The sequence below is a fragment of the Robertmurraya dakarensis genome, assembly GCF_900156875.1.
GTDB classification, from domain to species: Bacteria; Bacillota; Bacilli; order Bacillales; family Cytobacillaceae; genus Robertmurraya; species Robertmurraya dakarensis.
Map to the genome: position 1 here is coordinate 75,268 of NZ_LT707408.1, position 24,411 is coordinate 99,678.

General features: G+C 40.5%; 21 protein-coding genes, 8 tRNA genes, 2 rRNA genes and 1 pseudogene. 25 read left to right on the forward strand and 7 right to left on the reverse strand.

Going from position 1 to position 24,411, the window contains the following annotated elements; all coding sequences use genetic code 11:
* The 11 genes from CZ487_RS01315 to rocF all read left to right on the forward strand — a co-directional run bounded on the left by CZ487_RS01315 (position 1) and on the right by rocF (position 4,911).
* Positions 1-2,335 (forward strand): 23S ribosomal RNA (locus tag CZ487_RS01315).
* A 234-nt stretch (positions 2,336-2,569) separates the two neighbouring features.
* Positions 2,570-2,686, forward strand: a 5S ribosomal RNA gene (gene rrf, locus CZ487_RS01320).
* A 167-nt stretch (positions 2,687-2,853) separates the two neighbouring features.
* Positions 2,854-2,928, forward strand: a tRNA-Asn gene (locus CZ487_RS01325).
* 33 nt (positions 2,929-2,961) lie between these two features.
* Positions 2,962-3,034 (forward strand) — tRNA-Thr (locus CZ487_RS01330).
* 13 nt (positions 3,035-3,047) lie between these two features.
* A tRNA-Glu gene (locus CZ487_RS01335) sits at positions 3,048-3,122 on the forward strand.
* A 68-nt stretch (positions 3,123-3,190) separates the two neighbouring features.
* A tRNA-Val gene (locus tag CZ487_RS01340) sits at positions 3,191-3,266 on the forward strand.
* A gap of 30 nt (positions 3,267-3,296) precedes the next feature.
* A tRNA-Thr gene (locus CZ487_RS01345) sits at positions 3,297-3,372 on the forward strand.
* 32 nt (positions 3,373-3,404) lie between these two features.
* Positions 3,405-3,488 (forward strand) — tRNA-Tyr (locus CZ487_RS01350).
* Between the two features lie 73 nt (positions 3,489-3,561).
* Positions 3,562-3,636, forward strand: a tRNA-Gln gene (locus tag CZ487_RS01355).
* A gap of 161 nt (positions 3,637-3,797) precedes the next feature.
* Positions 3,798-3,870 (forward strand) — tRNA-Lys (locus tag CZ487_RS01360).
* A gap of 144 nt (positions 3,871-4,014) precedes the next feature.
* Positions 4,015-4,911 (forward strand): arginase, encoded by an 897-nt coding sequence (gene rocF / locus CZ487_RS01365; RefSeq protein ID WP_077210512.1) that lies wholly within the window; start codon positions 4,015-4,017, stop codon positions 4,909-4,911.
* Between the two features lie 29 nt (positions 4,912-4,940).
* Here the strand turns inward: rocF and CZ487_RS01370 are convergent, their stop codons facing one another.
* Positions 4,941-5,105: an aspartyl-phosphate phosphatase Spo0E family protein gene (locus CZ487_RS01370; RefSeq protein WP_077210513.1), complete on the reverse strand. Its 165-nt coding sequence runs from the start codon at positions 5,103-5,105 to the stop codon at positions 4,941-4,943.
* 217 nt (positions 5,106-5,322) lie between these two features.
* Here CZ487_RS01370 and sigW point away from each other — a divergent pair, with 217 nt between their 5' ends.
* The 10 genes from sigW to CZ487_RS27380 all read left to right on the forward strand — a co-directional run bounded on the left by sigW (position 5,323) and on the right by CZ487_RS27380 (position 14,947).
* Entirely contained in the window at positions 5,323-5,886 is a 564-nt protein-coding gene (gene sigW / locus CZ487_RS01375) for an RNA polymerase sigma factor SigW (RefSeq protein ID WP_077210514.1), read from the forward strand.
* A gap of 15 nt (positions 5,887-5,901) precedes the next feature.
* The gene (locus CZ487_RS01380) at positions 5,902-6,567 is read left to right on the forward strand and encodes an anti-sigma factor family protein (protein WP_077210515.1); all 666 of its coding nucleotides are present in this window, start codon (positions 5,902-5,904) and stop codon (positions 6,565-6,567) included.
* Positions 6,568-6,778: 211 nt separating this feature from the next.
* Complete coding sequence (cdaA, locus tag CZ487_RS01390) at positions 6,779-7,606, forward strand: diadenylate cyclase CdaA (RefSeq protein WP_077210517.1); 828 nt, start codon at positions 6,779-6,781, stop codon at positions 7,604-7,606.
* Entirely contained in the window at positions 7,599-8,843 is a 1,245-nt protein-coding gene (locus tag CZ487_RS01395; RefSeq protein WP_077210518.1) for a CdaR family protein, read from the forward strand. The genes cdaA and CZ487_RS01395 overlap by 8 nt, the downstream gene beginning before the upstream one ends.
* Before the next feature lie 37 nt (positions 8,844-8,880).
* Positions 8,881-10,233, forward strand: a complete 1,353-nt coding sequence (gene glmM, locus CZ487_RS01400; RefSeq protein ID WP_077210519.1) for a phosphoglucosamine mutase — start codon at positions 8,881-8,883, stop codon at positions 10,231-10,233.
* A gap of 452 nt (positions 10,234-10,685) precedes the next feature.
* Complete coding sequence (glmS, locus tag CZ487_RS01405; protein ID WP_077210520.1) at positions 10,686-12,488, forward strand: glutamine--fructose-6-phosphate transaminase (isomerizing); 1,803 nt, start codon at positions 10,686-10,688, stop codon at positions 12,486-12,488.
* 293 nt (positions 12,489-12,781) lie between these two features.
* Positions 12,782-13,474, forward strand: a complete 693-nt coding sequence (locus tag CZ487_RS01410; protein WP_077210521.1) for a DUF1538 domain-containing protein — start codon at positions 12,782-12,784, stop codon at positions 13,472-13,474.
* On the forward strand, positions 13,471-14,226 hold the full coding sequence (locus CZ487_RS01415) for a DUF1538 domain-containing protein (protein ID WP_077210522.1): 756 nt from the start codon (positions 13,471-13,473) through the stop codon (positions 14,224-14,226). The genes CZ487_RS01410 and CZ487_RS01415 overlap by 4 nt, the downstream gene beginning before the upstream one ends.
* A complete protein-coding gene (locus CZ487_RS27375; RefSeq protein ID WP_237562780.1) occupies positions 14,192-14,563 on the forward strand; it encodes a P-II family nitrogen regulator in 372 nt (123 codons plus the stop codon). Before CZ487_RS01415 ends, CZ487_RS27375 begins: the two co-directional genes overlap by 35 nt.
* A 15-nt stretch (positions 14,564-14,578) precedes the next feature.
* Positions 14,579-14,947: a P-II family nitrogen regulator gene (locus CZ487_RS27380; RefSeq protein WP_237562781.1), complete on the forward strand. Its 369-nt coding sequence runs from the start codon at positions 14,579-14,581 to the stop codon at positions 14,945-14,947.
* 193 nt (positions 14,948-15,140) lie between these two features.
* Here the strand turns inward: CZ487_RS27380 and CZ487_RS01430 are convergent, their stop codons facing one another.
* Positions 15,141-16,439, reverse strand: a complete 1,299-nt coding sequence (locus CZ487_RS01430; protein WP_077210524.1) for an S-layer homology domain-containing protein — start codon at positions 16,437-16,439, stop codon at positions 15,141-15,143.
* A 182-nt stretch (positions 16,440-16,621) separates the two neighbouring features.
* On the opposite strand from CZ487_RS01430, the gene CZ487_RS01435 reads away from it, so the two are divergent.
* Entirely contained in the window at positions 16,622-17,989 is a 1,368-nt protein-coding gene (locus CZ487_RS01435) for an MFS transporter (protein WP_139339511.1), read from the forward strand.
* Between the two features lie 103 nt (positions 17,990-18,092).
* Positions 18,093-18,182, forward strand: a pseudogene (locus CZ487_RS27385) (DUF421 domain-containing protein); the annotation flags it as partial.
* Between the two features lie 66 nt (positions 18,183-18,248).
* Here the strand turns inward: CZ487_RS27385 and ltaE are convergent.
* Entirely contained in the window at positions 18,249-19,268 is a 1,020-nt protein-coding gene (ltaE, locus tag CZ487_RS01440) for a low-specificity L-threonine aldolase (protein WP_077210526.1), read from the reverse strand.
* Positions 19,269-19,390: 122 nt separating this feature from the next.
* Here ltaE and CZ487_RS01445 point away from each other — a divergent pair, with 122 nt between their 5' ends.
* On the forward strand, positions 19,391-20,023 hold the full coding sequence (locus CZ487_RS01445; RefSeq protein WP_077210527.1) for a hypothetical protein: 633 nt from the start codon (positions 19,391-19,393) through the stop codon (positions 20,021-20,023).
* 59 nt (positions 20,024-20,082) lie between these two features.
* Here the strand turns inward: CZ487_RS01445 and CZ487_RS01450 are convergent, their stop codons facing one another.
* On the reverse strand, positions 20,083-21,111 hold the full coding sequence (locus CZ487_RS01450; protein WP_077210528.1) for a ThiF family adenylyltransferase: 1,029 nt from the start codon (positions 21,109-21,111) through the stop codon (positions 20,083-20,085).
* A gap of 142 nt (positions 21,112-21,253) precedes the next feature.
* Between CZ487_RS01450 and CZ487_RS01455 the strand changes: the two genes are divergently transcribed.
* Positions 21,254-23,095 (forward strand): aldehyde ferredoxin oxidoreductase family protein, encoded by a 1,842-nt coding sequence (locus CZ487_RS01455; RefSeq protein WP_077211817.1) that lies wholly within the window; start codon positions 21,254-21,256, stop codon positions 23,093-23,095.
* Positions 23,096-23,209: 114 nt separating this feature from the next.
* On the opposite strand, the gene CZ487_RS01460 is transcribed toward CZ487_RS01455, so the two are convergent.
* The 3 genes from CZ487_RS01460 to CZ487_RS01470 all read right to left on the reverse strand — a co-directional run bounded on the left by CZ487_RS01460 (position 23,210) and on the right by CZ487_RS01470 (position 24,315).
* Complete coding sequence (locus tag CZ487_RS01460; protein WP_077210529.1) at positions 23,210-23,479, reverse strand: MoaD-like domain-containing protein; 270 nt, start codon at positions 23,477-23,479, stop codon at positions 23,210-23,212.
* Entirely contained in the window at positions 23,480-23,752 is a 273-nt protein-coding gene (locus CZ487_RS01465; protein ID WP_077210530.1) for a ubiquitin-like small modifier protein 1, read from the reverse strand.
* A gap of 173 nt (positions 23,753-23,925) precedes the next feature.
* Positions 23,926-24,315, reverse strand: coding sequence for an acyl-CoA thioesterase (locus tag CZ487_RS01470; protein WP_077210531.1), 390 nt, complete (start codon positions 24,313-24,315; stop codon positions 23,926-23,928).
* Positions 24,316-24,411 lie beyond the last annotated feature (96 nt).

The window sequence follows — 24,411 nt, forward strand, 5'->3', positions numbered from 1 at the left end:
ATGGGTGATGGCGTGCCTTTTGTAGAATGAACCGGCGAGTTACGATTACATGCGAGGTTAAGTTGAATAGACGGAGCCGCAGCGAAAGCGAGTCTGAATAGGGCGAATGAGTATGTGGTCGTAGACCCGAAACCAGGTGATCTACCCATGTCCAGGGTGAAGTCCAGGTAACACTGGATGGAGGCCCGAACCCACGCACGTTGAAAAGTGCGGGGATGAGGTGTGGGTAGCGGAGAAATTCCAATCGAACTTGGAGATAGCTGGTTCTCTCCGAAATAGCTTTAGGGCTAGCCTCACGATCAAGAGTCTTGGAGGTAGAGCACTGTTTGGACTAGGGGCCCTCATCGGGTTACCGAATTCAGACAAACTCCGAATGCCAAGTACTTATGCGTGGGAGTCAGACTGCGAGTGATAAGATCCGTAGTCAAAAGGGAAACAGCCCAGACCACCAGCTAAGGTCCCAAAGTATACGTTAAGTGGAAAAGGATGTGGAGTTGCTTAGACAACCAGGATGTTGGCTTAGAAGCAGCCACCATTTAAAGAGTGCGTAATAGCTCACTGGTCGAGTGACTCCGCGCCGAAAATGTACCGGGGCTAAACGTATCACCGAAGCTGTGGGTGGACACTTACGTGTCCGCGGTAGGAGAGCGTTCTAAGGGCGTTGAAGCTAGACCGTAAGGACTGGTGGAGCGCTTAGAAGTGAGAATGCCGGTATGAGTAGCGAAAGATGGGTGAGAATCCCATCCACCGAATGCCTAAGGTTTCCTGAGGAAGGCTCGTCCTCTCAGGGTTAGTCGGGACCTAAGCCGAGGCCGAAAGGCGTAGGCGATGGACAACAGGTTGATATTCCTGTACCACCTCATTACCGTTTGAGCGATGGAGGGACGCAGGAGGATAGGGTAAGCGCGCTGTTGGATATGCGCGTCCAAGCAGTTAGGCAGAGAAATTGGCAAATCCGTTTCTCGTGTAAGCTGAGCTGTGATGGCGAGGGAAATATAGTACCGAAGTTCCTGATTCCACACTGCCAAGAAAAGCTTCTAGCGAGGTAGTAGGTGCCCGTACCGCAAACCGACACAGGTAGGCGAGGAGAGAATCCTAAGGTGAGCGAGAGAACTCTCGTTAAGGAACTCGGCAAAATGACCCCGTAACTTCGGGAGAAGGGGTGCTTTTTAGGGTGCATAGCCCTGAAGAGCCGCAGTGAATAGGCCCAGGCGACTGTTTAGCAAAAACACAGGTCTCTGCGAAGCCGCAAGGCGAAGTATAGGGGCTGACGCCTGCCCGGTGCTGGAAGGTTAAGAGGAGAGGTTAGCGCAAGCGAAGCTTTGAATTGAAGCCCCAGTAAACGGCGGCCGTAACTATAACGGTCCTAAGGTAGCGAAATTCCTTGTCGGGTAAGTTCCGACCCGCACGAAAGGCGTAACGATCTGGGCACTGTCTCAACGAGAGACTCGGTGAAATTATAGTACCTGTGAAGATGCAGGTTACCCGCGACAGGACGGAAAGACCCCGTGGAGCTTTACTGTAGCCTGATATTGAATTTTGGTACAGCTTGTACAGGATAGGTAGGAGCCGTGGAAACCGGAGCGCTAGCTTCGGTGGAGGCGTCGGTGGGATACTACTCTGGCTGTATTGAAATTCTAACCCGCACCCCTGATCGGGGTGGGAGACAGTGTCAGGTGGGCAGTTTGACTGGGGCGGTCGCCTCCTAAAGAGTAACGGAGGCGCCCAAAGGTTCCCTCAGAATGGTTGGAAATCATTCGTAGAGTGTAAAGGCACAAGGGAGCTTGACTGCGAGACCTACAAGTCGAGCAGGGACGAAAGTCGGGCTTAGTGATCCGGTGGTTCCGCATGGAAGGGCCATCGCTCAACGGATAAAAGCTACCCCGGGGATAACAGGCTTATCTCCCCCAAGAGTCCACATCGACGGGGAGGTTTGGCACCTCGATGTCGGCTCATCGCATCCTGGGGCTGTAGTCGGTCCCAAGGGTTGGGCTGTTCGCCCATTAAAGCGGTACGCGAGCTGGGTTCAGAACGTCGTGAGACAGTTCGGTCCCTATCCGTCGTGGGCGTAGGAAATTTGAGAGGAGCTGTCCTTAGTACGAGAGGACCGGGATGGACGCACCGCTGGTGTACCAGTTGTTCTGCCAAGAGCATCGCTGGGTAGCTATGTGCGGAAGGGATAAGTGCTGAAAGCATCTAAGCATGAAGCCCCCCTCAAGATGAGATTTCCCATAGCGCAAGCTAGTAAGATCCCTGAAAGATGATCAGGTTGATAGGTCAGAGGTGGAAGCGTGGTGACATGTGGAGCTGACTGATACTAATCGATCGAGGACTTAACCAATAAGAAAAGCGAAGGCGACTGTTCAACTCTGAGAGGCGTTGGAGAGCCGGCCGGGCAAATCCTGCTTTTGGATTTGCATGGACGGATTGAAACGACCGAAGAGTTAGGAGCCGCAGCTGGACAATTTAAATGATGCTTGTCAAGTTATCTAGTTTTGAAGGAATAAATTTTTAAATTATTGCTTGAAAAAATATCAAAAATCATTATAATAATATTTGTTGTTAATAGTCCGGTGGCGATGGCGAGAAGGTCACACCCGTTCCCATACCGAACACGGAAGTTAAGCTTCTCAGCGCCGATGGTAGTTAGGGGCTGTCCCCTTGTGAGAGTAGGACGTTGCCGGGCAAATATATTTTTTTCCGCAGTAGCTCAGTGGTAGAGGATTTTAAAAGAATGCAGCTACGAAGCAAATCATCATCGAATGGCATGCTTTTAAAATCTGTGACAAAGACTGCAGGACTTTGAAACACAGTATTTAAGCTATAAAGATTTTAAGAAGTAATAATAAATATTCCGCAGTAGCTCAGTGGTAGAGCATTCGGCTGTTAACCGAACGGTCGTAGGTTCGAATCCTACCTGCGGAGCCATATTATTATAATTTGTAATGAGCTTAATGATATGCTTCCATAGCTCAGCAGGTAGAGCACTTCCATGGTAAGGAAGAGGTCACCGGTTCGAGCCCGGTTGGAAGCTCTCTTATTTATATGGCCCGTTGGTCAAGCGGTTAAGACACCGCCCTTTCACGGCGGTAACACGGGTTCGAATCCCGTACGGGTCACCATTCAAATGAAGGTATGCTAGAAGCGCAACGTCCTGTTGCAACGCATGCACTCGCACATCCTGTGCAACGGAGGATTAGCTCAGCTGGGAGAGCACCTGCCTTACAAGCAGGGGGTCGGCGGTTCGATCCCGTCATCCTCCACCATGATTTTTTCATAGAGTGAAAATAATATATGCCGGCCTAGCTCAATTGGTAGAGCAACTGACTTGTAATCAGTAGGTTGGGGGTTCAAGTCCTCTGGCCGGCACCAGATTTCATTAATAAAAGTGCTTAACTATATACGGAGGGGTAGCGAAGTGGCTAAACGCGGCGGACTGTAAATCCGCTCCTTCGGGTTCGGCGGTTCGAATCCGTCCCCCTCCACCATACATAAAACAGTAAAAATGGGACAAACTAAAATTAGTCCCTTTTATTTTGCTCAAAATTTACATTTTCTAGTTGGGCTATAGCCAAGTGGTAAGGCAACGGACTTTGACTCCGTCATTCGTAGGTTCGAATCCTGCTAGCCCAGCCAATTAATTTGAGCCATTAGCTCAGTTGGTAGAGGATTTTAAAAGATTGCAGCTCCTTAGCCCTTGCTTCTCGAATGGCAAGCTTTTAAAATCTGCGACAAAGACTTTAGGGCTTTGAAGCATAAGTTACCGTACTATCAAGATTTAGTCGTCTTAATACGAGGAGCCATTAGCTCAGTCGGTAGAGCATCTGACTTTTAATCAGAGGGTCGAAGGTTCGAGTCCTTCATGGCTCATAAACTCTTAGGGTTTTCCTAAGAGTTTTTTTATTGGTTGAAACCTGTGCTGGGAGCCGCATATATATACATAAGATTGTCCAGTTGAACCATTTTAATGATAGCGCTTAAAATAGAAGTATCTGCTAATAGGGGGAGTACTGGATGAAGAGTATATCAATTATTGGAATGCCGATGGACCTTGGACAAATGAGACGTGGAGTGGATATGGGCCCAAGTGCAATAAGGTACGCAGGAGTATATGAAAGATTAAAAGAATTGTTTGATGAAATACATGATCTTGGGGATATTCCCATTGGCAGACCCGAAGTGAAAATTGATGAAAAGTCTAATTTGAGAAACCTGGAATTAGTAGCAGAAAAGAATCTGGCTCTTGCAGAAAAAGTTGATGAGGTCGTTGAGTCTGGATCTTTTCCACTAGTCCTCGGGGGTGACCATAGTATTGCGATTGGTACATTAGCAGGGGTATCGAAGCATTATAAAAATTTAGGTGTCATTTGGTATGATGCTCATGGGGATTTGAATACAGCAGAGACTTCACCTTCTGGTAACATCCACGGCATGCCATTAGCTGTCAGCTTGGGGATTGGACACCCGCTTTTGACAGAAGTCGGAGGATTTCAGCCAAAAGTTAAACCTGAACATATTGTCATTATCGGAGCAAGGTCATTGGACGAAGGGGAAAAAGAACTCATTAAGGAAAAAGGGATAAAGGTATATACAATGCATGAAATTGATCGTTTAGGTATGACGAAAGTAATGGAAGAAACGATTGCTTACTTAAAAGGTAAAACAGATGGTGTTCACTTATCTCTTGATTTAGATGGGATTGACCCTAACGACGCTCCAGGGGTTGGTACACCCGTTATTGGGGGAATTAGTTACCGGGAAAGCCACTTGGCTATGGAAATGTTAGCAGAGTCCCAAATGATCACGTCAGCAGAGTTTGTTGAAGTTAATCCGATCTTAGATGAAAAGAACAAAACTGCTTCCGTTGCAGTTGCCCTGATGGGATCACTATTTGGGGAAAAACTACTATAAATAGTGAGTTTAACAACCGGTAGATCGGTCTACCGGTTATTTTCTTGTTTTAATGTACTGTATTCGTTGAGAAGTTTATCAAGTCTAACACTCGTTTTTACTACCTTAGTATCTGTTAATGGAACAGATGAAGCTAGAGTGATCATTTTTTTTCTGCAAAGCTCAATTTCTCTTAATAGATTTTGTCCACTCATTTTGAAGCACTCCTTATTATAAAAATATCAAATCTTCGAATAGAGCTCTTCATACAATAGATGCTTCATTATTTTTATTCCCATATGTGCTTTTTTTAAACAAAGGCTGTAATTATTTGTTAAAATAGATACTGTGAAAAAAACTTTAAAATAAAATGAAACCTTTTCTGCTATCGGTTCGTATATCGATTAGCCGCAGTAGAGCGGAGGTAAGTGAATGGAAGCAATTATTAAGAAAAGGATAAAGCAGGTATTAAAGGGTGATCAAGACGCCTATGCTGAAATCGTTGAAATTTTTAAGGACAAGATTTTTCAACTTTGTTATCGAATGCTTGGAAATCGGCATGAAGCAGAGGATATGGCACAGGAGGCATTTATTCGTGCATATGTTAATATCACCAGCTTTAATATTAACTTGAAATTCTCAACTTGGCTTTATCGAATAGCAACAAATCTTTGTATAGATCGAATTAGGAAGAAGAAACCTGATTTTTATTTAGATGCCGAAGTGGCGGGCACTGATGGGCTGACGATGTATTCCCAGGTTCCTGCTGAAACTACTTTACCAGAGGAAGAAGTAGAAAGTATTGAACTCCAAGATACCATTCAAAGGGAAATTTCTAAGTTGCCGGAAAAGTATCGTACTGTAATCGTTCTTAAGTACATTGAAGAACTTTCATTAAATGAAATCAGTGAGATTCTTGATATGCCGTTAGGAACAGTCAAAACCAGAATCCATCGAGGCAGGGAAGCATTAAGACAGCAATTAAGAAATGTTTAATGAGAGGTGAAAATAATGAATCATGAAAAAATGATCGCCTACATGCATGAGTATTTAGATGAAGAGATTTCTGCAGAAGATGAGAAAGAATTAAAAGAACATTTACAGCAATGCAAGGAGTGTTTTACACACTTTCATGAATTAGAAAAGTCAATGGCTCTAGTTAAGAGTATTGCCCATATACAAGCACCATCCGATTTCACAGCAAATGTAATGAGTAAACTGCCAAAGGAAAAGAAGAAGGTTGGTTTACAAAGATGGTTCAGGCATCATCCATTATTAACAGCAGCTTCACTATTTATGGTTTTAATGATGGGAAGTCTAGTTTCTACGTGGAATGCTGAACAAGATTTATCCGTTTCCAAACAACCTAATCTTATTGTTAGAAATGATACAGTGATCGTTCCTGAAGGCGAGGTCGTAACCGGTGATATTGTGGTGCGCAATGGAACTATAAGAATTGAGGGCCAGGTTGAAGGAAATGTAACGATTATCAATGGAGAAAAATATATGGCATCAGCTGGTGAGGTAACAGGAGAAATTAAAGAAGTAAATGCCATATTTGAATGGATATGGTACCATTTAAAAAGCGGTGCTCGTGAAATAGTTAACCTTTTTAATGATGAAAAAGGCGAAGAACAGTCACTTGATGTGGCTGTTTTTCATCCTTACATTTATTAACTAAATAACAGTAGAAGTTGAACTGCAGGTAACTAATTGGTGTTTCCTTAATCTATGATATACTATTATGATTATAAGGAATATGAAGTAAAATGGCTTTTTGAATTTCTAGCAAAAGCGCCTGCCCCATACCTGGAGTACTATTGTGTGCCTGAGGGGGGGAGGAACGGCGCTTCCGCTTTTATGAATATATTTATGGAGGAAGTACCATATGTCAATTGGAGATTTCAATATTTTATCATTTTTAATTAATACCGTTGACATTCTCCTAGTTACGTACGTGATATATAAACTTATCATGGTGATTAAAGGGACGAAAGCCGTTCAATTGCTTAAAGGTATTTTTGTCATCTTAATCGTGACCTTGATTAGTGATAAATTCCACTTGCAAACGTTAAATTGGATGATGGAACAAGTACTGCTATGGGGAGTTATCGCTTTTGTTATTATATTTCAGCCGGAGCTTAGGAGAGCACTGGAGCAGCTTGGAAGAGGGAGGTTCTTTTCTCGGACTGGCTATTCAGAGGAAGATGATCAGGGGAAAATAGTTGAATCGATTGTAAAGGCAACCGATTATATGGCGAAGAGGCGTATAGGTGCGCTTATTTCAATCGAAAGAGAGACTGGAATGAGTGATTACATAGAAACGGGAATTCCGCTTAATGCGAATATTTCTTCAGAACTATTAATTAATATTTTTATTCCAAATACGCCGCTTCATGATGGAGCCGTGATCCTTCAGAACAATACTGTTGCAGCAGCTGCCTGCTACTTGCCGTTGTCAGAAAGTCCATTTATCTCAAAAGAATTAGGGACAAGGCATAGAGCCGCACTTGGAATTAGTGAAGTAACGGATAGTTTAACGGTTGTTGTCTCAGAAGAAACTGGTGCTATCTCCCTTACAAAAAATGGAGAGCTTCACCGGGATTTAAAGCTGGATACATTTAAGGAGATGTTATCCGTCGAATTAGTTCCTCAAGCAAAACCAAAACAGGCTAATACAGTCCGGTGGAATTGGAGGGGAAAGAAGGATGGATAAATATATCAATAAATTTATTGAGAATCCCTGGTTTATCCGAATTGTTGCCCTTGTTGTGGCTCTTCTCCTGTTTGAAAATGTGCAAGATGAAAGAAATGAAACTGCAGTTAATGTACCGCAGGATCAGCAATCAGAAACGATTGAAGAAGTACCTGTCACCATTTATTATGACACAGAAACACTCGTTGTTTCTGGAGTTCCAGAAACGGTTACCTTAACACTTTCTGGGCCAAAAACAAGTCTTCAACAGGCAAGGATACAAAGAGGGTTTGAGGTATATGTCGATTTAACTGATGCCAAAATTGGTACGCAGAAGGTACCAATTCAAATTAGGGAAATATCCGACAATCTAAAAGTTACGATCAATCCTGATAGTGCCACGGTCTCGGTTCAAGAGAAAGTGACTGAAGAGTTCAATGTGGAGGCAGAGTTCAGCGGAAGCCAGTTAGCTGATGGTTATATTTCTGATCAAGCCATTATTGAGCCGAAAAAGGTGACGATTACTGGCGCAAAGGATATTATTGATAAAATTGGTTATGTTAAGGCTGCCTTGGATACTAAAGGGGAAATAAAGGAAACGATTAAGCAAAAAGCAGATATATTAGTGTTAGATAACGAGTTGAATAAATTAAATGTGGTTGTAGAACCAAATCAAGTGGAAGTAACGATTCCGATCAAGGCGGCGAGTAAAACAGTTCCTATTAGATTAGAGCAATCAGGAACACCGCCTGATGGTGTGACCATAGAGTCAGTAACGCTTGAACAAACTGAAGCAACCATTATAGCGCCGGAAGAGGTGCTAAATAGGACGGATTCTGTCCGTGTTGAATTAGATGTTAGTAAAATTGAAGAAGATACTGTACTGACTCAGCCTGTTATTATATCTGAAGGAATTGTTGAGGTTAATCCTAAAACAATCAAACTGACAGTCAGTGTTAGTGTAAGTGAGACAGAAGATAAGACAATTTCAAATCTGCCTATTAAAATAGAGGGATTGGCAGAAGAATACATGGCAACTTTTCGAGAACCATCAAGCGGTTCATCTAGTCTTACAGTGAGCGGAATGAGAGAGGTTCTTCAACAGCTTAACTCATCAGATTTTACGGTGTTTGTTGACGTCTCTGCTTTAGAGGAGGGCGATCATACCGTTGATATCAATGTAAATGGTCCTGAGGATATATCTTGGCAATTGGATCGGGAGACTGCACGGATATCGATTACTCAGAAAGAAGCGTAAGTATGGTAATTTATTTTTAGAAGGAGCGATTGGGACAATGGGTAAATATTTCGGTACAGATGGAGTACGCGGAGTTGCAAATAGTGAATTAACACCTGAGCTGGCATTCAAATTAGGCCGGTTTGGAGGATACGTTTTAACGAAAGATCAAGACAGACCGAAAGTGATAATTGGCCGTGATACAAGAATTTCAGGCCATATGTTTGAAGGGGCTCTAGTTGCAGGCTTGCTGTCAATTGGTGCAGAGGTTATGCGCTTAGGGGTTATTTCAACACCAGGAGTTGCTTTTTTAACGAAGGCTCTTGGAGCACAGGCTGGTGTTATGATTTCAGCATCACATAATCCAGTTGCTGATAATGGAATTAAATTTTTCGGTCCGGATGGATTTAAGCTATCTGATGAGCAGGAACTTGAGATAGAGCGATTAATGGACTTGGAAAAGGATGAGCTTCCAAGACCAATTGGGGCAAATCTTGGACAAGTAAATGATTATTTTGAAGGCGGTCAAAAGTATCTTCAGTATCTGAAGCAAACGGTCGATGAAGACTTCACGGGTATTCACATTGCTTTGGATTGTGCTAATGGAGCCACATCATCATTAGCTGCCCATCTATTTGCAGATCTAGAGGCGGATTTGTCTACAATGGGAGCATCTCCAAACGGCTTAAATATTAATGATGGAGTTGGATCAACCCATCCTGAAGCCCTTTCTGCCTTTTTAAAAGAGAAGGAAGCGGATGTAGGTTTGGCTTTTGACGGTGATGGTGATCGCTTAATTGCGATTGATGAAAATGGAAATATTGTAGACGGCGACCAAATCATGTACATATGTGCTAAGTATATGAATGAACAAGGCAGATTAAAACAAAATACGGTTGTTTCAACAGTGATGAGTAATTTAGGTTTTTATAAGGGACTGGAAGCAAACGGAGTAAAAAGTGTTCAGACTGCGGTTGGAGACCGTTATGTGGTTGAAGAAATGAAAAAGAATGGTTACAACCTTGGTGGAGAACAGTCAGGTCATATCATTTTCCTAGATTATAATACAACCGGAGATGGACTGCTTACAGGGTTGCAGCTTGTTAATATTATGAAAGTAACAAAAAAACCTTTATCAGAGTTAGCGGATGAAATGCAGAAGTTTCCGCAAAAGTTAGTCAATATCCGTGTTACGGACAAGCATCATGTAACTGATAATGAAAAGGTAAAAAATATTATCGAAGAAGTAGAGGCAGAAATGAATGGAAATGGCCGTATCCTTGTACGACCTTCAGGAACTGAACCACTTGTAAGAGTAATGGCTGAAGCACCAACAGAAGAATTGTGTGTATCATTCGTTGATCGTATCGCTGCTGTAGTTGAAGAAGAAATGGGCTTGAAAGAAGAATAATGGACATTCTATGCATAAGGGACTTTTTTGGCCCCTTATGCATATTTTATTTGTAAGGGATGTCAGTATTCCCTTCCATATGTTTTCAGTTGACGAAAAGATTTACAGTAGTGTATTGTAGGCTTATCCTGTTTTTTTAAGGTATTTTACTGAAAAAAATGGGTAAGTAAAAAAGAGAGAAAGGTGGGCAGGAGAGGGAAAACTTTAAAAGCGCCTGAACTAGTTACTGGACGGCAATGTAACTAGTTGACGAGGAGGAGGTTTATCGATTTTTCGGCGGATACCTCCCGGTTGGTTAAGCACAACCGCAAGTCCCTCTTTAAAACATTAAGGCAACTTAATGCACAAAGAGAGGGATGATTGCTTACTATGAGTTAAACAGAGATAAGGGGGCAAGTATGCCCTTATAAAGTTTAGGCTTCTTGCCCCCACGTTGGGAGGAAAAAGAAGTTATGTGTGGAATCGTAGGATATATTGGAAATCAGGATACGAAGGAAATTTTAATAAAAGGCTTAGAAAAGCTAGAATATAGAGGATATGATTCAGCCGGGATTGCGGTCGTTAACGAGAACGGTGTCCATGTTTTTAAAGAGAAGGGTCGTATCGCTGACTTACGCAAAATCGTGAATGAAGATGTGCCGGCTCAAACAGGAATTGGTCATACTCGTTGGGCGACTCACGGAGTGCCAAGCACGGTTAATGCTCACCCTCATCAAAGTTCAACAACTAGATTAACACTTGTTCATAATGGAGTTATTGAAAATTATGAGCTGTTAAAGCGTGAGTATTTGCAGGGTGTTGAATTACAAAGTGATACAGATACGGAAGTCATTGTGCAGCTCGTTGAATTATTTATTAAAGATGGTTTGAATGTTGAGGAAGCGTTCCGTAAAACGCTAAAGCTGTTAAAAGGTTCTTATGCTATTGCCCTTTTAGATGCTGAAAACAGTGATACCATTTATGTTGCGAAAAATAAGAGCCCTTTGCTTGTTGGATTAGGCGAGGGATTCAATGTTGTTGCTAGTGATGCGATGGCTATGCTTCAAGTGACAAATCAGTTTGTTGAGCTGATGGATAAGGAAATCGTCATTGTTAAGCAGAATGAAGTGACGATCCAAACGCTTGATGGAGAAGCTATTAACCGTGAACCTTTCACAGCTGAACTTGATGCAAGCGATATTGAAAAAGGTACGTATCCTCATTATATGTTGAAAGAGATTGATGAACAGCCGCTTGTTATTCGTAAAATTGTTCAAAAGTATCAAAGTGAACAAGGACACTTAACAATCGATGAGGATATCATTGATGCGATGAACGATGCAGACCGCATCTATATTATTGCTGCAGGTACTTCGTATCATGCTGGTTTAGTTGGAAAGCAGTTCATTGAGAAATTAGCTAAGATTCCTGTTGAAGTTCATATTTCAAGTGAATTTGGCTATAATATGCCGCTGCTATCTGAAAAACCGCTATTCATCTTTATTTCGCAAAGTGGTGAAACTGCAGACAGCCGTGCTGTACTTGTTCAAATTAAGAAGATGGGATATAAAGCATTAACGATTACGAATGTACCAGGATCGACTTTATCCCGCGAAGCGGATCATACTCTTCTTTTACATGCTGGTCCTGAAATTGCAGTTGCTTCAACAAAAGCATATACAGCACAGTTAGCTGTATTGGCTATTTTAGCGGAAGTGACTGGAAAACGTCGTGGCTATGAACCAAGCTTCGATTTAGTGAAAGAACTTGGAATTGTCGCAAATGCAATGGAAGTGCTATGTGATGAAAAAGAAGAACTGGAAGGAATTGCACGTGATTTCTTAACGGTTACCCGCAATTGTTTCTTTATTGGCCGTGGAATTGACTTCTATGTAGGTTTAGAAGGTGCCTTAAAATTAAAAGAAATTTCGTATATCCAAGCAGAAGGCTTTGCTGGTGGAGAATTGAAACATGGAACCATTGCTCTGATTGAAGAGGGCACACCAGTTATTGCTTTAGCAACTCAAGAAAGTGTTAATTTAAGCATTCGAGGCAACGTAAAAGAAGTAGTTGCCCGTGGAGCTTACCCATGTATCATTTCCATGAAGGGATTAGAAATGGACGGAGACAGTTTTGTCATCCCTGAAGTAAATGATCTATTAACACCTCTTATCTCTGTCATACCGTTACAATTAATTTCTTATTACGCTGCCCTGCACCGAGACTGTGACGTGGATAAACCACGTAACTTAGCGAAATCGGTAACGGTTGAGTAATTATCAAAGAATCGGGAGAACGTACCGTTGAGTACGCTCTCTCGGTTTTTTTTTATTTGTTAATGCTGGTAAGCATAAGGATAATGCAAGTACTACCATTATATTTGGGTGTTTTAACTGAAAACTAGCTTAGTCCCCATGTTCATGTGATAATTATGGGCAAATTTAGCATTCAATCTCAATTTTTGTAATATTATAAAAATAAAGTGTTTTGGTTACTTCTGATCAAATGGTAAACTAATAGTATAACAGAAAACGTTTTCAATGAAAATTAGTAAATTGAGGAGGATGGGATGGAGAACATCAAAGAAACAATTAAGGAAGTGATTTATTCAATACTTCCTTTATCGGTCATTATTATCATTTTGCAGTTTGCTGTAATTGGAATGCATCTTGAAATGTTTCTTCAGTTTATTATTGGTGTTTTAATGGTTTCAGTTGGTTTAATTCTCTTTCTATTAGGTGTAAACTTAGGTTTTTTGCCTGTCGGTGAAATGATAGGTTCTTCATTACCGAAAATGGGAAAAGCCTGGATTGTCGTATTATTCGGTTTCATTTTAGGTTTTGTAGCAACTGTTGCGGAACCTGACGTTCGAGTGCTGTCAACTCAGGTGGATACGGTTTCTAATGGTGCAGTTTCTAGCAATATGTTAATTTATACGGTTGCATTAGGTGTTGCTATTTTTGTAGGGTTAGCCATGCTCCGAATCATCTTAAATATCCCCATTAATTATCTATTAATCGGTGGTTATGCAGTGGTCTTTTTATTAGCTGCGTTCACACCAGCCCATTTTGTTCCAATCTCCTTTGACTCTGGCGGAGTTACCACTGGCCCGATGACCGTTCCGTTTATCCTTGCACTAGGAGTCGGAGTTGCCTCGGTATTAAAAGGAAAATCGGCTTCCACTGATGGATTTGGTTTAGTGGCATTAGCATCGATTGGTCCAATTATGTCCGTATTAATTTTAGGGACGGTGTACGGATGATGATTCCCATTTTTGAAGGCTTCGGTGATGTATTATATGAGGTTGCACTTGCTCTTCTACCTATAATTATATTTTTTTTGTTTTTCCAATTCTTTGTATTAAAACTGCCTTTTGGTAAGTTAAAAGATATTTTTATCGGGATGTTTCTTACCTTCTGGGGTCTAGCCTTTTTTCTACAAGGTGTTCATGTTGGCTTCTTGCCAATTGGTACGGCTATGGGGGAGGCGTTAGGGCAAATACCATATAAGTGGATATTAATCCCAATAGGATTTGTTCTTGGCTTTGTTGCAGTTTTCGCAGAGCCTGCCGTTACTGTTCTCATCCAGCAGGTTGAAAAAGCCTCTGGTGGGTATATCCCGCAAAAGATCCTTCTATACACACTATCCATTGGTGTCGCTGTGTCTGTTGCTCTCGCGATGGTAAGGCTATTATTGGGCATTCCTATCTGGTATTTTATCATTCCAGGCTATATAATAGCCCTGTCACTAACCTTCTTTTCCTCTAAATCATTTACGGCTATCGCCTTTGACTCTGGCGGGGTTGCGACAGGTCCAATGACAGCTACATTTATAGTAGCATTGTTTATTGGGATGGCCTCTGTGTTAGAAGGACGTGACCCTCTGCTAGATGGTTTCGGTATGGTAGCTATGGTTGCCCTTGCGCCAATCATCTCAGTGTTAACACTAGGGTTAATCTACGGGCGAAAGGAGAAAGAAAATGATCGAGAATTCCGACAAGAACATGATGGATAGCATCATTGAAAACCATAAAATTTTAGTAACCATTGTAAAAAAAGGACTGGCCTCTAAAGTGGTTAAAGCCACAAAAGAAGCTGGAGCTAAAGGCGGGACTATTATCTTTGGCCGGGGACATGGGATTCATGAGAAAAGAAAATTCTTAGGTTTCACATTAGATTCGGAAAAAGAAGTTATTTTAACATTAATACCAATTGATAAACTAGATGAAATACTTTCCACGGTTGAAAAGGCGGCAAATTTAACCAAGCCATCGCACGGGATCGGTTTTGTAGTTGACGTCAAAAAGGTTGCCGGTATAGCACATATGTTAAAATTCTACGACAATAATTAAGCTATGGGGGTTCACATGGAGAGTTCAGTTTTATATGACGTAATCGTCACCATTGTAAACAAAGGATATTCTGAGAAGGTAATAGAAGCTTCAAAGAAAGCGGGTGCTGAAGGCGGAACCATCTTAAATGGACGTGGAACAGGCATTCATGAGCAGGCGAAGCTATTTTCTATTCAAATTGAGCCAGAAAAAGAGATTGTTTTAACATTAATCGACCGCGGAAAGACAGATGATGTCTTAAAAGCGATTATGGTAGAAGGAGAATTGCAGAAGCCGGGAAAAGGAATAGCATTTGTCCTAGAAGTGGAACGTACCATTGGTATTAACCATATCTTGAACCGTATGGTAAATGAGAAATATGAGGAAGAGAAGAATAAAGGATAGACTATTTGACAATCGAAAATATGACGAGGGTCCGTACGTTCGATCAGTATAGGCCGCTTGAAGTTGAACTCAGGTATCAATAATGTATCGTAAAAAGAAGAGGTTCATTCATTCTATTAATTGTCTGAATGAGCCTCTTCCTCGTTTTATGCATTATGGAAGCAGGCGAATTATAATTAGAGCCTTTTAGAGATTAGTCCTCAGTAATAACCAGCTCAATTTCAACATCTTTGGCATTTTTCATGGTGAGAATAACCGTTTCATCATCAAGATCGATAACAAAATCTGATTTTGTTTTGTAGTTAGTCTTCAATGCTTCATATAGCTTTTCAGCAATTTCCCCTTCTGAGTCTCTTTCGTCAACTGAAATTTCTACTTCAGTGAAGTAAGTGTCATTTAATAGAATTTTAAGGTAATAAATTTCATCTTTAAATGAGTGTGATTCTACACTAATAGCCCATGATTCCTTACCATTTAAAGACCCGACAGCTCGAGAGTTATCTAACCCGAGAGCCTTTAGTACATCTTTATCGCCATCAAATTGAAGGGATGGAGCATTCTGAAAAGGTCTTCTGCTAATCGTTTCAAAGATGAATCGCAAATTAGAACGATCATATGACACTTCAACACGGCGATCCTGTCTTAGCGCATCTGCAATTGCCTTCTCTAATAATTTAGCCGTTTCATATCCATCATCCTGTGTGCCATCTAATCTATCAAGGTCAACCAACTTCTTGTTATCATTGTTCCAGATGATCCAAAGGTCTTTATTTTTTAGGTTTGGAATCGAGGTCTTAACCTTTTTTCCAGTTATGACTGCTTCTTTAAATTTCCCCTCATCATTACCATCAGACAATTGTTTAAATTGGAAATCAACATCTTTAAGATTAAACTCATCGTCATCTATTTTGTCCGACAAGGATTTAATAAAGTTCTCCATTTCACCATGTGTAACAGGTTTATTAGGCTTAAAAGCTTTCTCATTTTCATATTCCATAATGAGGTCTTCCTCTAGAGCGAACGATAAATATGCTTTTTCTTCATCACTCAGTTTCTTTATGTCATGATAAGAAAGATCACCGATTTCATCTTCGTCAATTTCTGTTCCTGTTGCCTTAACTAAGAGTTTAGTGACAAAGAGACGTGCAGCTGGTTTCTTATATTCTTTTATTTCCTCCGTGCTGACAATCTCGTAATCTAGTGCAAGTTGAACGTGTTCTTTTGCCCAGTCAGGAATCTTACTATCAAGGTCACTGTCATCCTCAGGTTCTAAGTCCAGCTTTTCTTCTAGCAGGCTCATAACCGCTACAACTGACTCAAGCTTCGTAACCGGCTTTTGTTCGTTTTTCTCCTCCTTTTTCTCTTCCACTTTCTCTTTGTTTTGTCCTTTACCATTATTCCCCTTTTCTGCTTGTACCGCTGATCCGAAAGAAAAAGCCAATGTTAAAGCAAGAAGGGATGGCAGTACTTTCTTTTTCCATGAAACCTTCATTCGTTCATCCTCCTATATTATACAAAATATTCCAAACATTACATAAGTTACGAAAAGTAATACATGTTTTTTGAGGGTGTTTTTTGGAAACAGAAAAAATAAATTTGCTAAGACCGGCTTTTATTGTTTTAATTAATACTAAAAGTATTTTTTACAGAACATTTAGAAAAAGAGGAGATAACATGTCAGAAGGCAATCACACCGTTAAAAATCCTACACTATTAATTGTAGCTGTTGCACTAGGAGTTATTTTAAATCCGCTGAACACGACGATGATTACGGTGGCACTGCCATCCATACAAAATGATTTTCAATTAACGTCCAAGGAAATATCCTGGTTAATTGCATCCTATTTTATTATCAGTGCTGTTTGTTTACCGATCATTGGAAGACTCAGTGACTATTACGGCCGAAAGAAGCTTTTTTTAATTGGATTGTTATTGGTAGGCGTGTCATCGTTTTTAGCTCCGTTATCACCTAATATGCCTTTATTGTTAGGGATGAGGGGAATACAAGCGGTTGGTACATCTGCTCTATATCCATGCGGGATTGGAATGGTTCGAAATTATATCGAAAAAAACCAACATCGGGTGATCGCAACGCTATCAGTATTTGCGACCACATCCGCAGCATTTGGTCCAACCATCAGTGGTTTATTAATTCAATTTGGAGGCTGGCCTGTTATTTTTTATGTGAATTTTCCAGTTATTATCGCATCAGCTCTTCTAGCAATGAAGTATGTGCCAGCTGATAATAGAGGGGAAGCTAAACCATACAAATGGGATTTTATTGGGATCTTTCTTTTTGCAGCACTAATGTCCTGCTGGATGGTATTTTTACTAACGTTAGAAGAGGGTTTGAATATATGGATGCTTATGATTTCAATCGTAGTCACTTTCCTATTTTACTTTTATGAAAAAAAGAGATCTGAACCCTTTATTAATGTAGTGTTTTTAACCAAAAATCTTAATGTATCACTTATATATGTTCAGTATATTTTAGCGACGATTATCTTTTTTGAAATGCTTCTATTCATGCCAACCTATTTTCAGAATGTATTAATGCTAGATTCAAAAACAGCAGGAATGATGATGTTATCCATTTCGGTATTTGCGATGCTCATGACGCCGATTGCCACCCGATGGACAGAGTTTTCAGGCTTCAGAATTCCATTGCTGTTTGGGGCGTTTGTAGGCATTGTTGGGGTAGGGCTGTTATTTACTGCCAATCAAAGTTCTTTATTAATCTGGTTATTTATGATTTTAGCGATTATAGGAATTAGTAACGGAGCCCTCAGCATTGGGTCACAAAATTTGCTATACTCATTGGTAACAAAAGAGCAAAGTGGAATTGCCTCGGGGTTGCTGATGACATCGAGATTTCTAGGAAACATTTTTGCTTCAAGCTTATTTGGGGTCGTGTTTACTTCTGGGATCACTGATGGCAATAAGGATATTATGACGATTGTCCTTTTATTCGTATCGTTCATCCTTTTACCAGGGTTACTGTATATTACAAAAAAAGGATCAACTGTAACTGGAAATGTATAAATAGATGGAAAGCTTTCAAATACTAACACTATTTCAGTTTAGTTAACAGAGGTGTATAGATGTAAGAACTCAAAAAAGCAGTGTTAAGCGGTGCACGAAAATGATGGAAACCATTAAAGAGATACTAATCATTTATGGGAGAATTATAACAATTTTACCATTGCTGTTGGTTACGACCCTTTTTATGGGCAGAAATGTTTAATTAGTTCTCATACAAAACAAAATCCTGTCGTTTTGACAGGATTTTGTGATCAACTATTTAAAGTATGTTATGAATGACAGCTAGTACTTTATCAATATCGTTTTTTGTTACTCCATTGTTGGTGACAAAGCGGATTAAATTAGGACCGAATGCGCCAGCTGCAATTCCATTTTCATATAACGCATTCAATAGTTCTTCTGTTGTTTTATTTGCCTTTGTAATATTGATTATGATAATGTTCGTCTCTACTTTTGTTTCCAGCTCAATTCCTGAGATGTTGACAAGACCTTCGGCAAGCAGCTTAGCATTTTCATGATCTTCAAAAAGGCGATCGATATTTTCATTCAGTGCAATCAGTCCTGGTGCTGCCAGAACTCCAACTTGTCTAAGGCCGCCTCCAAGGCGTTTACGCCATTTGCGGGCTTTTGCGATAAATTCCTCAGCCCCTGCAATAATTGATCCGACAGGGGCTCCTAATCCTTTTGATAAACAAAATTGAACTGAATCGGTGCAGGCTGCAAAATCACTCACTGGAATTCCTGATGCAACAGAAGCATTAAATAGTCTAGCTCCATCTAAATGAACTGGAATGTGGTGTTCTTGCGCGATTCGATAGATTTCCTTCATATTATCTAGGGGAACGATCGCACCTCCAGCTTTATTATGGGTATTTTCTATACAGATTAAGCCTGTTTCCGGTTCGTGTATATCCTCTCCGCGGATGGCCGCCTTTACATCAAGCGGATTCATTGCACCTCGTTTCCCTGTAATGGTCCGAGTTTGTACTCCTGCAAATGCTGACATCGCAGCGGCTTCATAAAGAAAGATATGTGCTTGAGATTCGACAATCACCTCTTGTCCGGCTCTACAATGTACTAATCCAGCAATTTGATTTCCCTGAGTGCCGCTAGTAACAAATAATGCTTTCTCTTTCCCTAGAATTGCTGCAGCAGTTTCTTCTAATTTATTTACTGTTGGATCCTCGCCGTAAACATCGTCCCCAACTTCTGCCTCATACATTGCTTTTCTCATTTTCTCACTAGGTTTTGTAACGGTATCACTACGCAGATCGATCATTCTTATCCTCTCCTATATGTATAAATCGATATAATCATGTTTGAAATGAAACTATATCATACTCTTGTCCGTAATAAATATTATATATGATGATTCGTTGTTTGTAGAAGGGGGGAGAAAAAGTGATCATCAATCTCTTGTGTACGCTGCTGTTCATCCTCGGTGTATACCATTTAGTACGGTATCGTTTAAATTTAAAAAAAGCTGCTGAACTCTCGAAAAGTTCACTTTTTCCTTTAGAAGAGGACGAGTTTAGAAGTATTTTAATTCCGGCAGAGTGGAAAGAGATGGAACCTATTAAAAAAAGCTCCAGATCCTATCAATTTGTAAAATGGGGAACGGTTGCTGCTTTAATTTTGTTAACCTTGCTGTTGTGGATTGTTATTACAACCGATCTGTTAGGTACTTCTTTTTTCAGTTTTGCTTATCTTTTCTTTGTTATCATTAGTGCCGTTAAGCATCGTGGCAATCTGTTTATTTTGCCTAATGGAATTATCCTGAATGGCAGGTATTTTTTTGCACCTTCAATAAAATCCTATGAAATTGAAAAAATAATTCGCTGGCATGAACTTTATGGACTTCATCCCCGGGTGGACAATGCTTATAAACTAACACTTAATGTAAAAGGAAATCTATTTCACAATAATTATGTAGTAGTAGATGATCCAGCGCATCTTATAAAAATAATTGATTTGTTAGAACAGCAGGGGATACCCAGGGGTGAGAACTTCTTAGATGAAAAGGAATTAGGATAGGAAATTCCGTAAAAGCCAATTGGCTTTTACGGTTCACCTATCTACGGAAGGTAGATAAGCTAAGCTCCCACAAACCGTGAATAGTACATTCTAGCCTCAGTGATATCCTCTACCCCATGAATAAGAACGCGGCCGTCTTTGAAAAAAACCATAGTCGCTTTTTCATCCGGGAAAAAGCGTAATAGGAAAGGATTAACGGAAACCTTGCCACTATTTTTTAATGATTTAGCGAGATTTTCTAAGTTAATAGAATCGACATTCCGCGGATTAATTTGTACGGTGTCGCGTCCGCATAGGATGGCAAATGTAGTCTGCTGTATGGAAGAGCGGTCTAAAAAGTCATATTGGTGATGAACGCATGCTGGGCATTCAGGATTTTTTCCGTCAGAGATATCCATTTGTAAAAAGGAAGAATACCAAATATCCAGCTGTTCAAGATTTGGATTATGTTCTGCTCCCACCAATAGTTTCAATACTTCTACTGCTTCAAACGAACCGACGATGTCTGTGATGGGTGAAAGGACACCGATTGTATCACAGGTTTCACCGAGCCCTGCAGGAACCTCTGGAAATAGACAACGATAGCAAGGGGTTTTTCCAGGAACAATGACGGCAAACATCCCCCTCGATGAAACAGCGCCCCCGTAAACCCATGGGATATTTAATTTAACAGCAATGTCATTAATTAAATAACGGGTGGAAAAGTTGTCTGTTCCATCAACAATGACGTCAAAACCTCCAAGAAGTTCCTCGGCATTATCTAGATTAAGGTCAGCAATGATTGCCTCGACCTTCACTGTTGAATTAACTTTTCGGAGTTTTTGTTCTGCTGCAATAACTTTAGGCAGATGGTTAGCGGCATCCTCTTCGTCATAAAGTGATTGACGCTGCAGGTTGGATAATTCCACTAAATCCCTATCGATAAATCGGACATAACCAACCCCGGAACGTACAAGATGATTAGCAATGACCGTTCCAAGTGCTCCCATTCCAACGACAACAACACGGCTTTTTAAAAGCTTTCGCTGGCCTTCCTCCCCAATAGGTTTAAATAATGTTTGACGTGAGTATCGGTCTAAATTTTCCATAGAATCCCCTCTCTCTTATCTACTATTATATATAAGACAAAATTCATTTGTATATTTCTAAATAAAAGGAATTTTCATATACTATGTTGAATTGATTAATGTTGAAAGTTTTTTTACTCTAATGAAAGAGGTGTCAATGAAGATGAATCTTGGTGGTTTTAAGAACAAGGAAGTTGTCGTCGATTTGTCAAGTGGAACGGTCAGTTACAGAGGGATCAACGAAGAAGACGCCAAAAAGTATATTGGTGCTCGCGGACTGGGAGTAAAGTATATGCTGGATAATGGACCAGAAGTTGAGCCTTTGTCAGATGAAAACCTTTTATGCTTCATGACTGGACCAGTAACGGGTTCACGGTCTACAATGAGCGGCCGTATGGCAGTGGTAACAAAGTCTCCTCTAACTGGAACGGTTACAGATTCTCATATTGGCGGGTGGACAGCTGCTCGTTTAAAATGGGCTGGAGTTGATAACGTTATCATCAAAGGAAAAAGTGATAAGCCAGTCTATCTGTACATTGAAAATGGTCAGGCAGAACTTCGTGATGCCTCTGACGTTTGGGGAAAAGGCACAAGAGATACGGTAAAAGCAATGAAAGATAAGTATGGTGAAAAGGATTTAAGCGTTATTACAATCGGTCAGGCAGGCGAAAATAAAGTACGTTATGCAGCATTCATTAATGAGCATGATCGTGCAGCAGGCCGTGGCGGTACAGGTGCGGTTGCTGGTTATAAACTCTTAAAAGCGGTTGTCATTAAGGCTGCACAAAAGGGAAATATGCCTGAACCTAAACAAAAGGATGAGTACAATACTGCAAATAAGAAAGCGGTAAAAGCGATTCTTGAAGGCGGATTAACTGCTCCAAAGAAAGGCGGATTGTCTGTCTATGGAACAAATGTCTTAACGAACTTAATTAATGAAGTTGGAGCACTTCCAACGAAGAACTCTCAAGCAACCAACTGGGATGAAGCAGAAAAGCATAGCGGGGAATACGTCCATCAACATCTTCGTGTTGCCAATAATGCATGCCATGCTTGTCCTGTAAGCTGTAAAATTGAGGTAGAAGTTAAAGAAGGTAAATACAAAACAAGAGTAGAAAGCTTCGAGTTTGAATCATCCTGGTCGCTTGGAACGAACTGTTTGGTTAGTAATTCAGAGGCAATCGCATATTTAATTGACCAATGTAATGAGTATGGTCTCGACACGATTGAACTTGGTCATGCATTTTCTGTTGCGATGGAAGCCAGCGAACGAGGAATTATTGATGAAACCCTTAAATGGGGAGATGCCGATGCAATGATCGATTTAACAAAGAAAATTGCATTTCGTGAAGGGTTTGGCGGCGTCTTAGCAGAAGGACCGGCTCGAGCAACTGCTCAGTGGGGAGCACCAGAGCTGTCAATGTCGGTAAAGGGGCAGTCTATTCCTGCCTATGATCCGCGAGGAATTCAAGGAATTGGACTTGGTTATGCAACTAGTAACCGCGGTGCCTGCCACTTACGAGGATATACGGTTGCGAGTGAAATTGCGGGAATTCCTGAACCAACAGACCGCTTAAAGGCTGAAGGAAAAGGCGAGCTGCTTAAGATATTCCAAGACCTTCTATCATTCTCTGATTCTATGGATATCTGTAAATTTTCTTCATTTTCTGAAAATGCTGAGCACTATGCAGAGCAATATAGCACGATGACTGGCATTCCGATGACTGCAGAAGACGTGATGCTCGCTGGAGAACGTATTTACAACCTTGAGCGTTATTACAATAATTTAGCAGGTTTCAATAAGAGGGAAGATGATTTCCTTCCAAAACGATTTACAGAGGAGCCAGCAACGGGGAATAGTGCTGGAAGTGTCAGCCGTATGGATGTTATGCTCGATGAATATTATCAAGTGCGCGGTTGGAAAGATGGAGTCGTTCCTGAAGAAAAGCTTCGTGAATTAGGTATTCTTGCTGAAGGAAGCGGTTCTGAATCTAGTCAAATTTAAAAAAGACAGATTCTAAAAAGATATAAATAAGAAAACGACCTAAAATCCTACCACAAATTTGCTGGTGGCGATTTTGGTCGTTTTCTAATATTTTTCTCCAAAAGAATAACCGGACTACCCGCCAACTCTAGTGGTTTTATAGCGATAATTCTTTAGAAGGCTTTTTAGGTCATCTTTATTTTCAGCGGTAAAGAGAATGATCACTGTATTCACTTTGAACACAGGTGTGAACATGACTTCTCCTTCACTTAAAATCTCTCCGTACCAACCATCTCCTATAAATCTATTATCATTTTCTTTTGACGGTTGTCCGCCAAGTTCAATGAAATATTGCTTAAGATGGCTGATATTAATACCACGAAATTCAAGAGTCTCGCTTTCCATCTAACCACCTGCCACAGGAGGGAACAATGCAATTTGGTCTGTTTCCTCGACAATTGTCTGTAAATTGTCAGCGTGTATAATATTTCTTCCATTAACATAGAGATGGACAAAAGGTTTTAGTGTTTGGTCAGAATTAAGAATTTCTTCTTCTATTTCAGGAAACATTTCCACCATTTTGTTTAGAATATCAATTACCCGGTTTCCATCCGGCCGCACATCAATTACAACCCCGCCGCAGATATCCCGGAGATTGGCAAAAACCTTCACCTGCATATCTATATCGCCCCTTTTTCCTTATTTCTTTTATCTTAGAACGAAAGAAAGGTTTTGTCACCGTTATTGTTTGAAAACACAGATTATGAAGTTAAAAGAAATGTAATGTAAAGGGCTATCATTTAAGAAAGAGGATTAGAAGGTTGAATCCCTTTTTCATCCTCTCCATGGGACTAGTTTTTTGCTGATAGGACGACATCTTTGTCAAGAAGTGCACGAAATTCATTTGGTACAGGCACTTTTGTTCGGGTTTCACTATTAATTGTTGCCAGTACAGTTTTACCAGTAACAATAAGCTCCTCTTGTTCATTTATAACCTTCTGTTTTAGGGTGAAACTTGAATTTCCTACATGTTCCAACCATGTAGTAATAAGCAGTTTTTCTTGATTAAAGATTTCCTTTTTAAAATCTGCTTCCACATGTACGATTACCCCTTCAACTCCAATTGAAAGGCAATGTGCATACCAAGGTCTTCTTGCTTGTTCCAGGTAGCCAAACATCTCAACATTATTAATATGAAATTTAGTTGTTTCTGCAACGAGGCGTAATTCTGAATGTGTCAACTGTCTTCCTCCCTTAATTATGTATAAAAATACTCTATAATAAATTCGCTAAATTTCGACTATTCCCTTTATATTTTATGGATAAAAAAAATACCA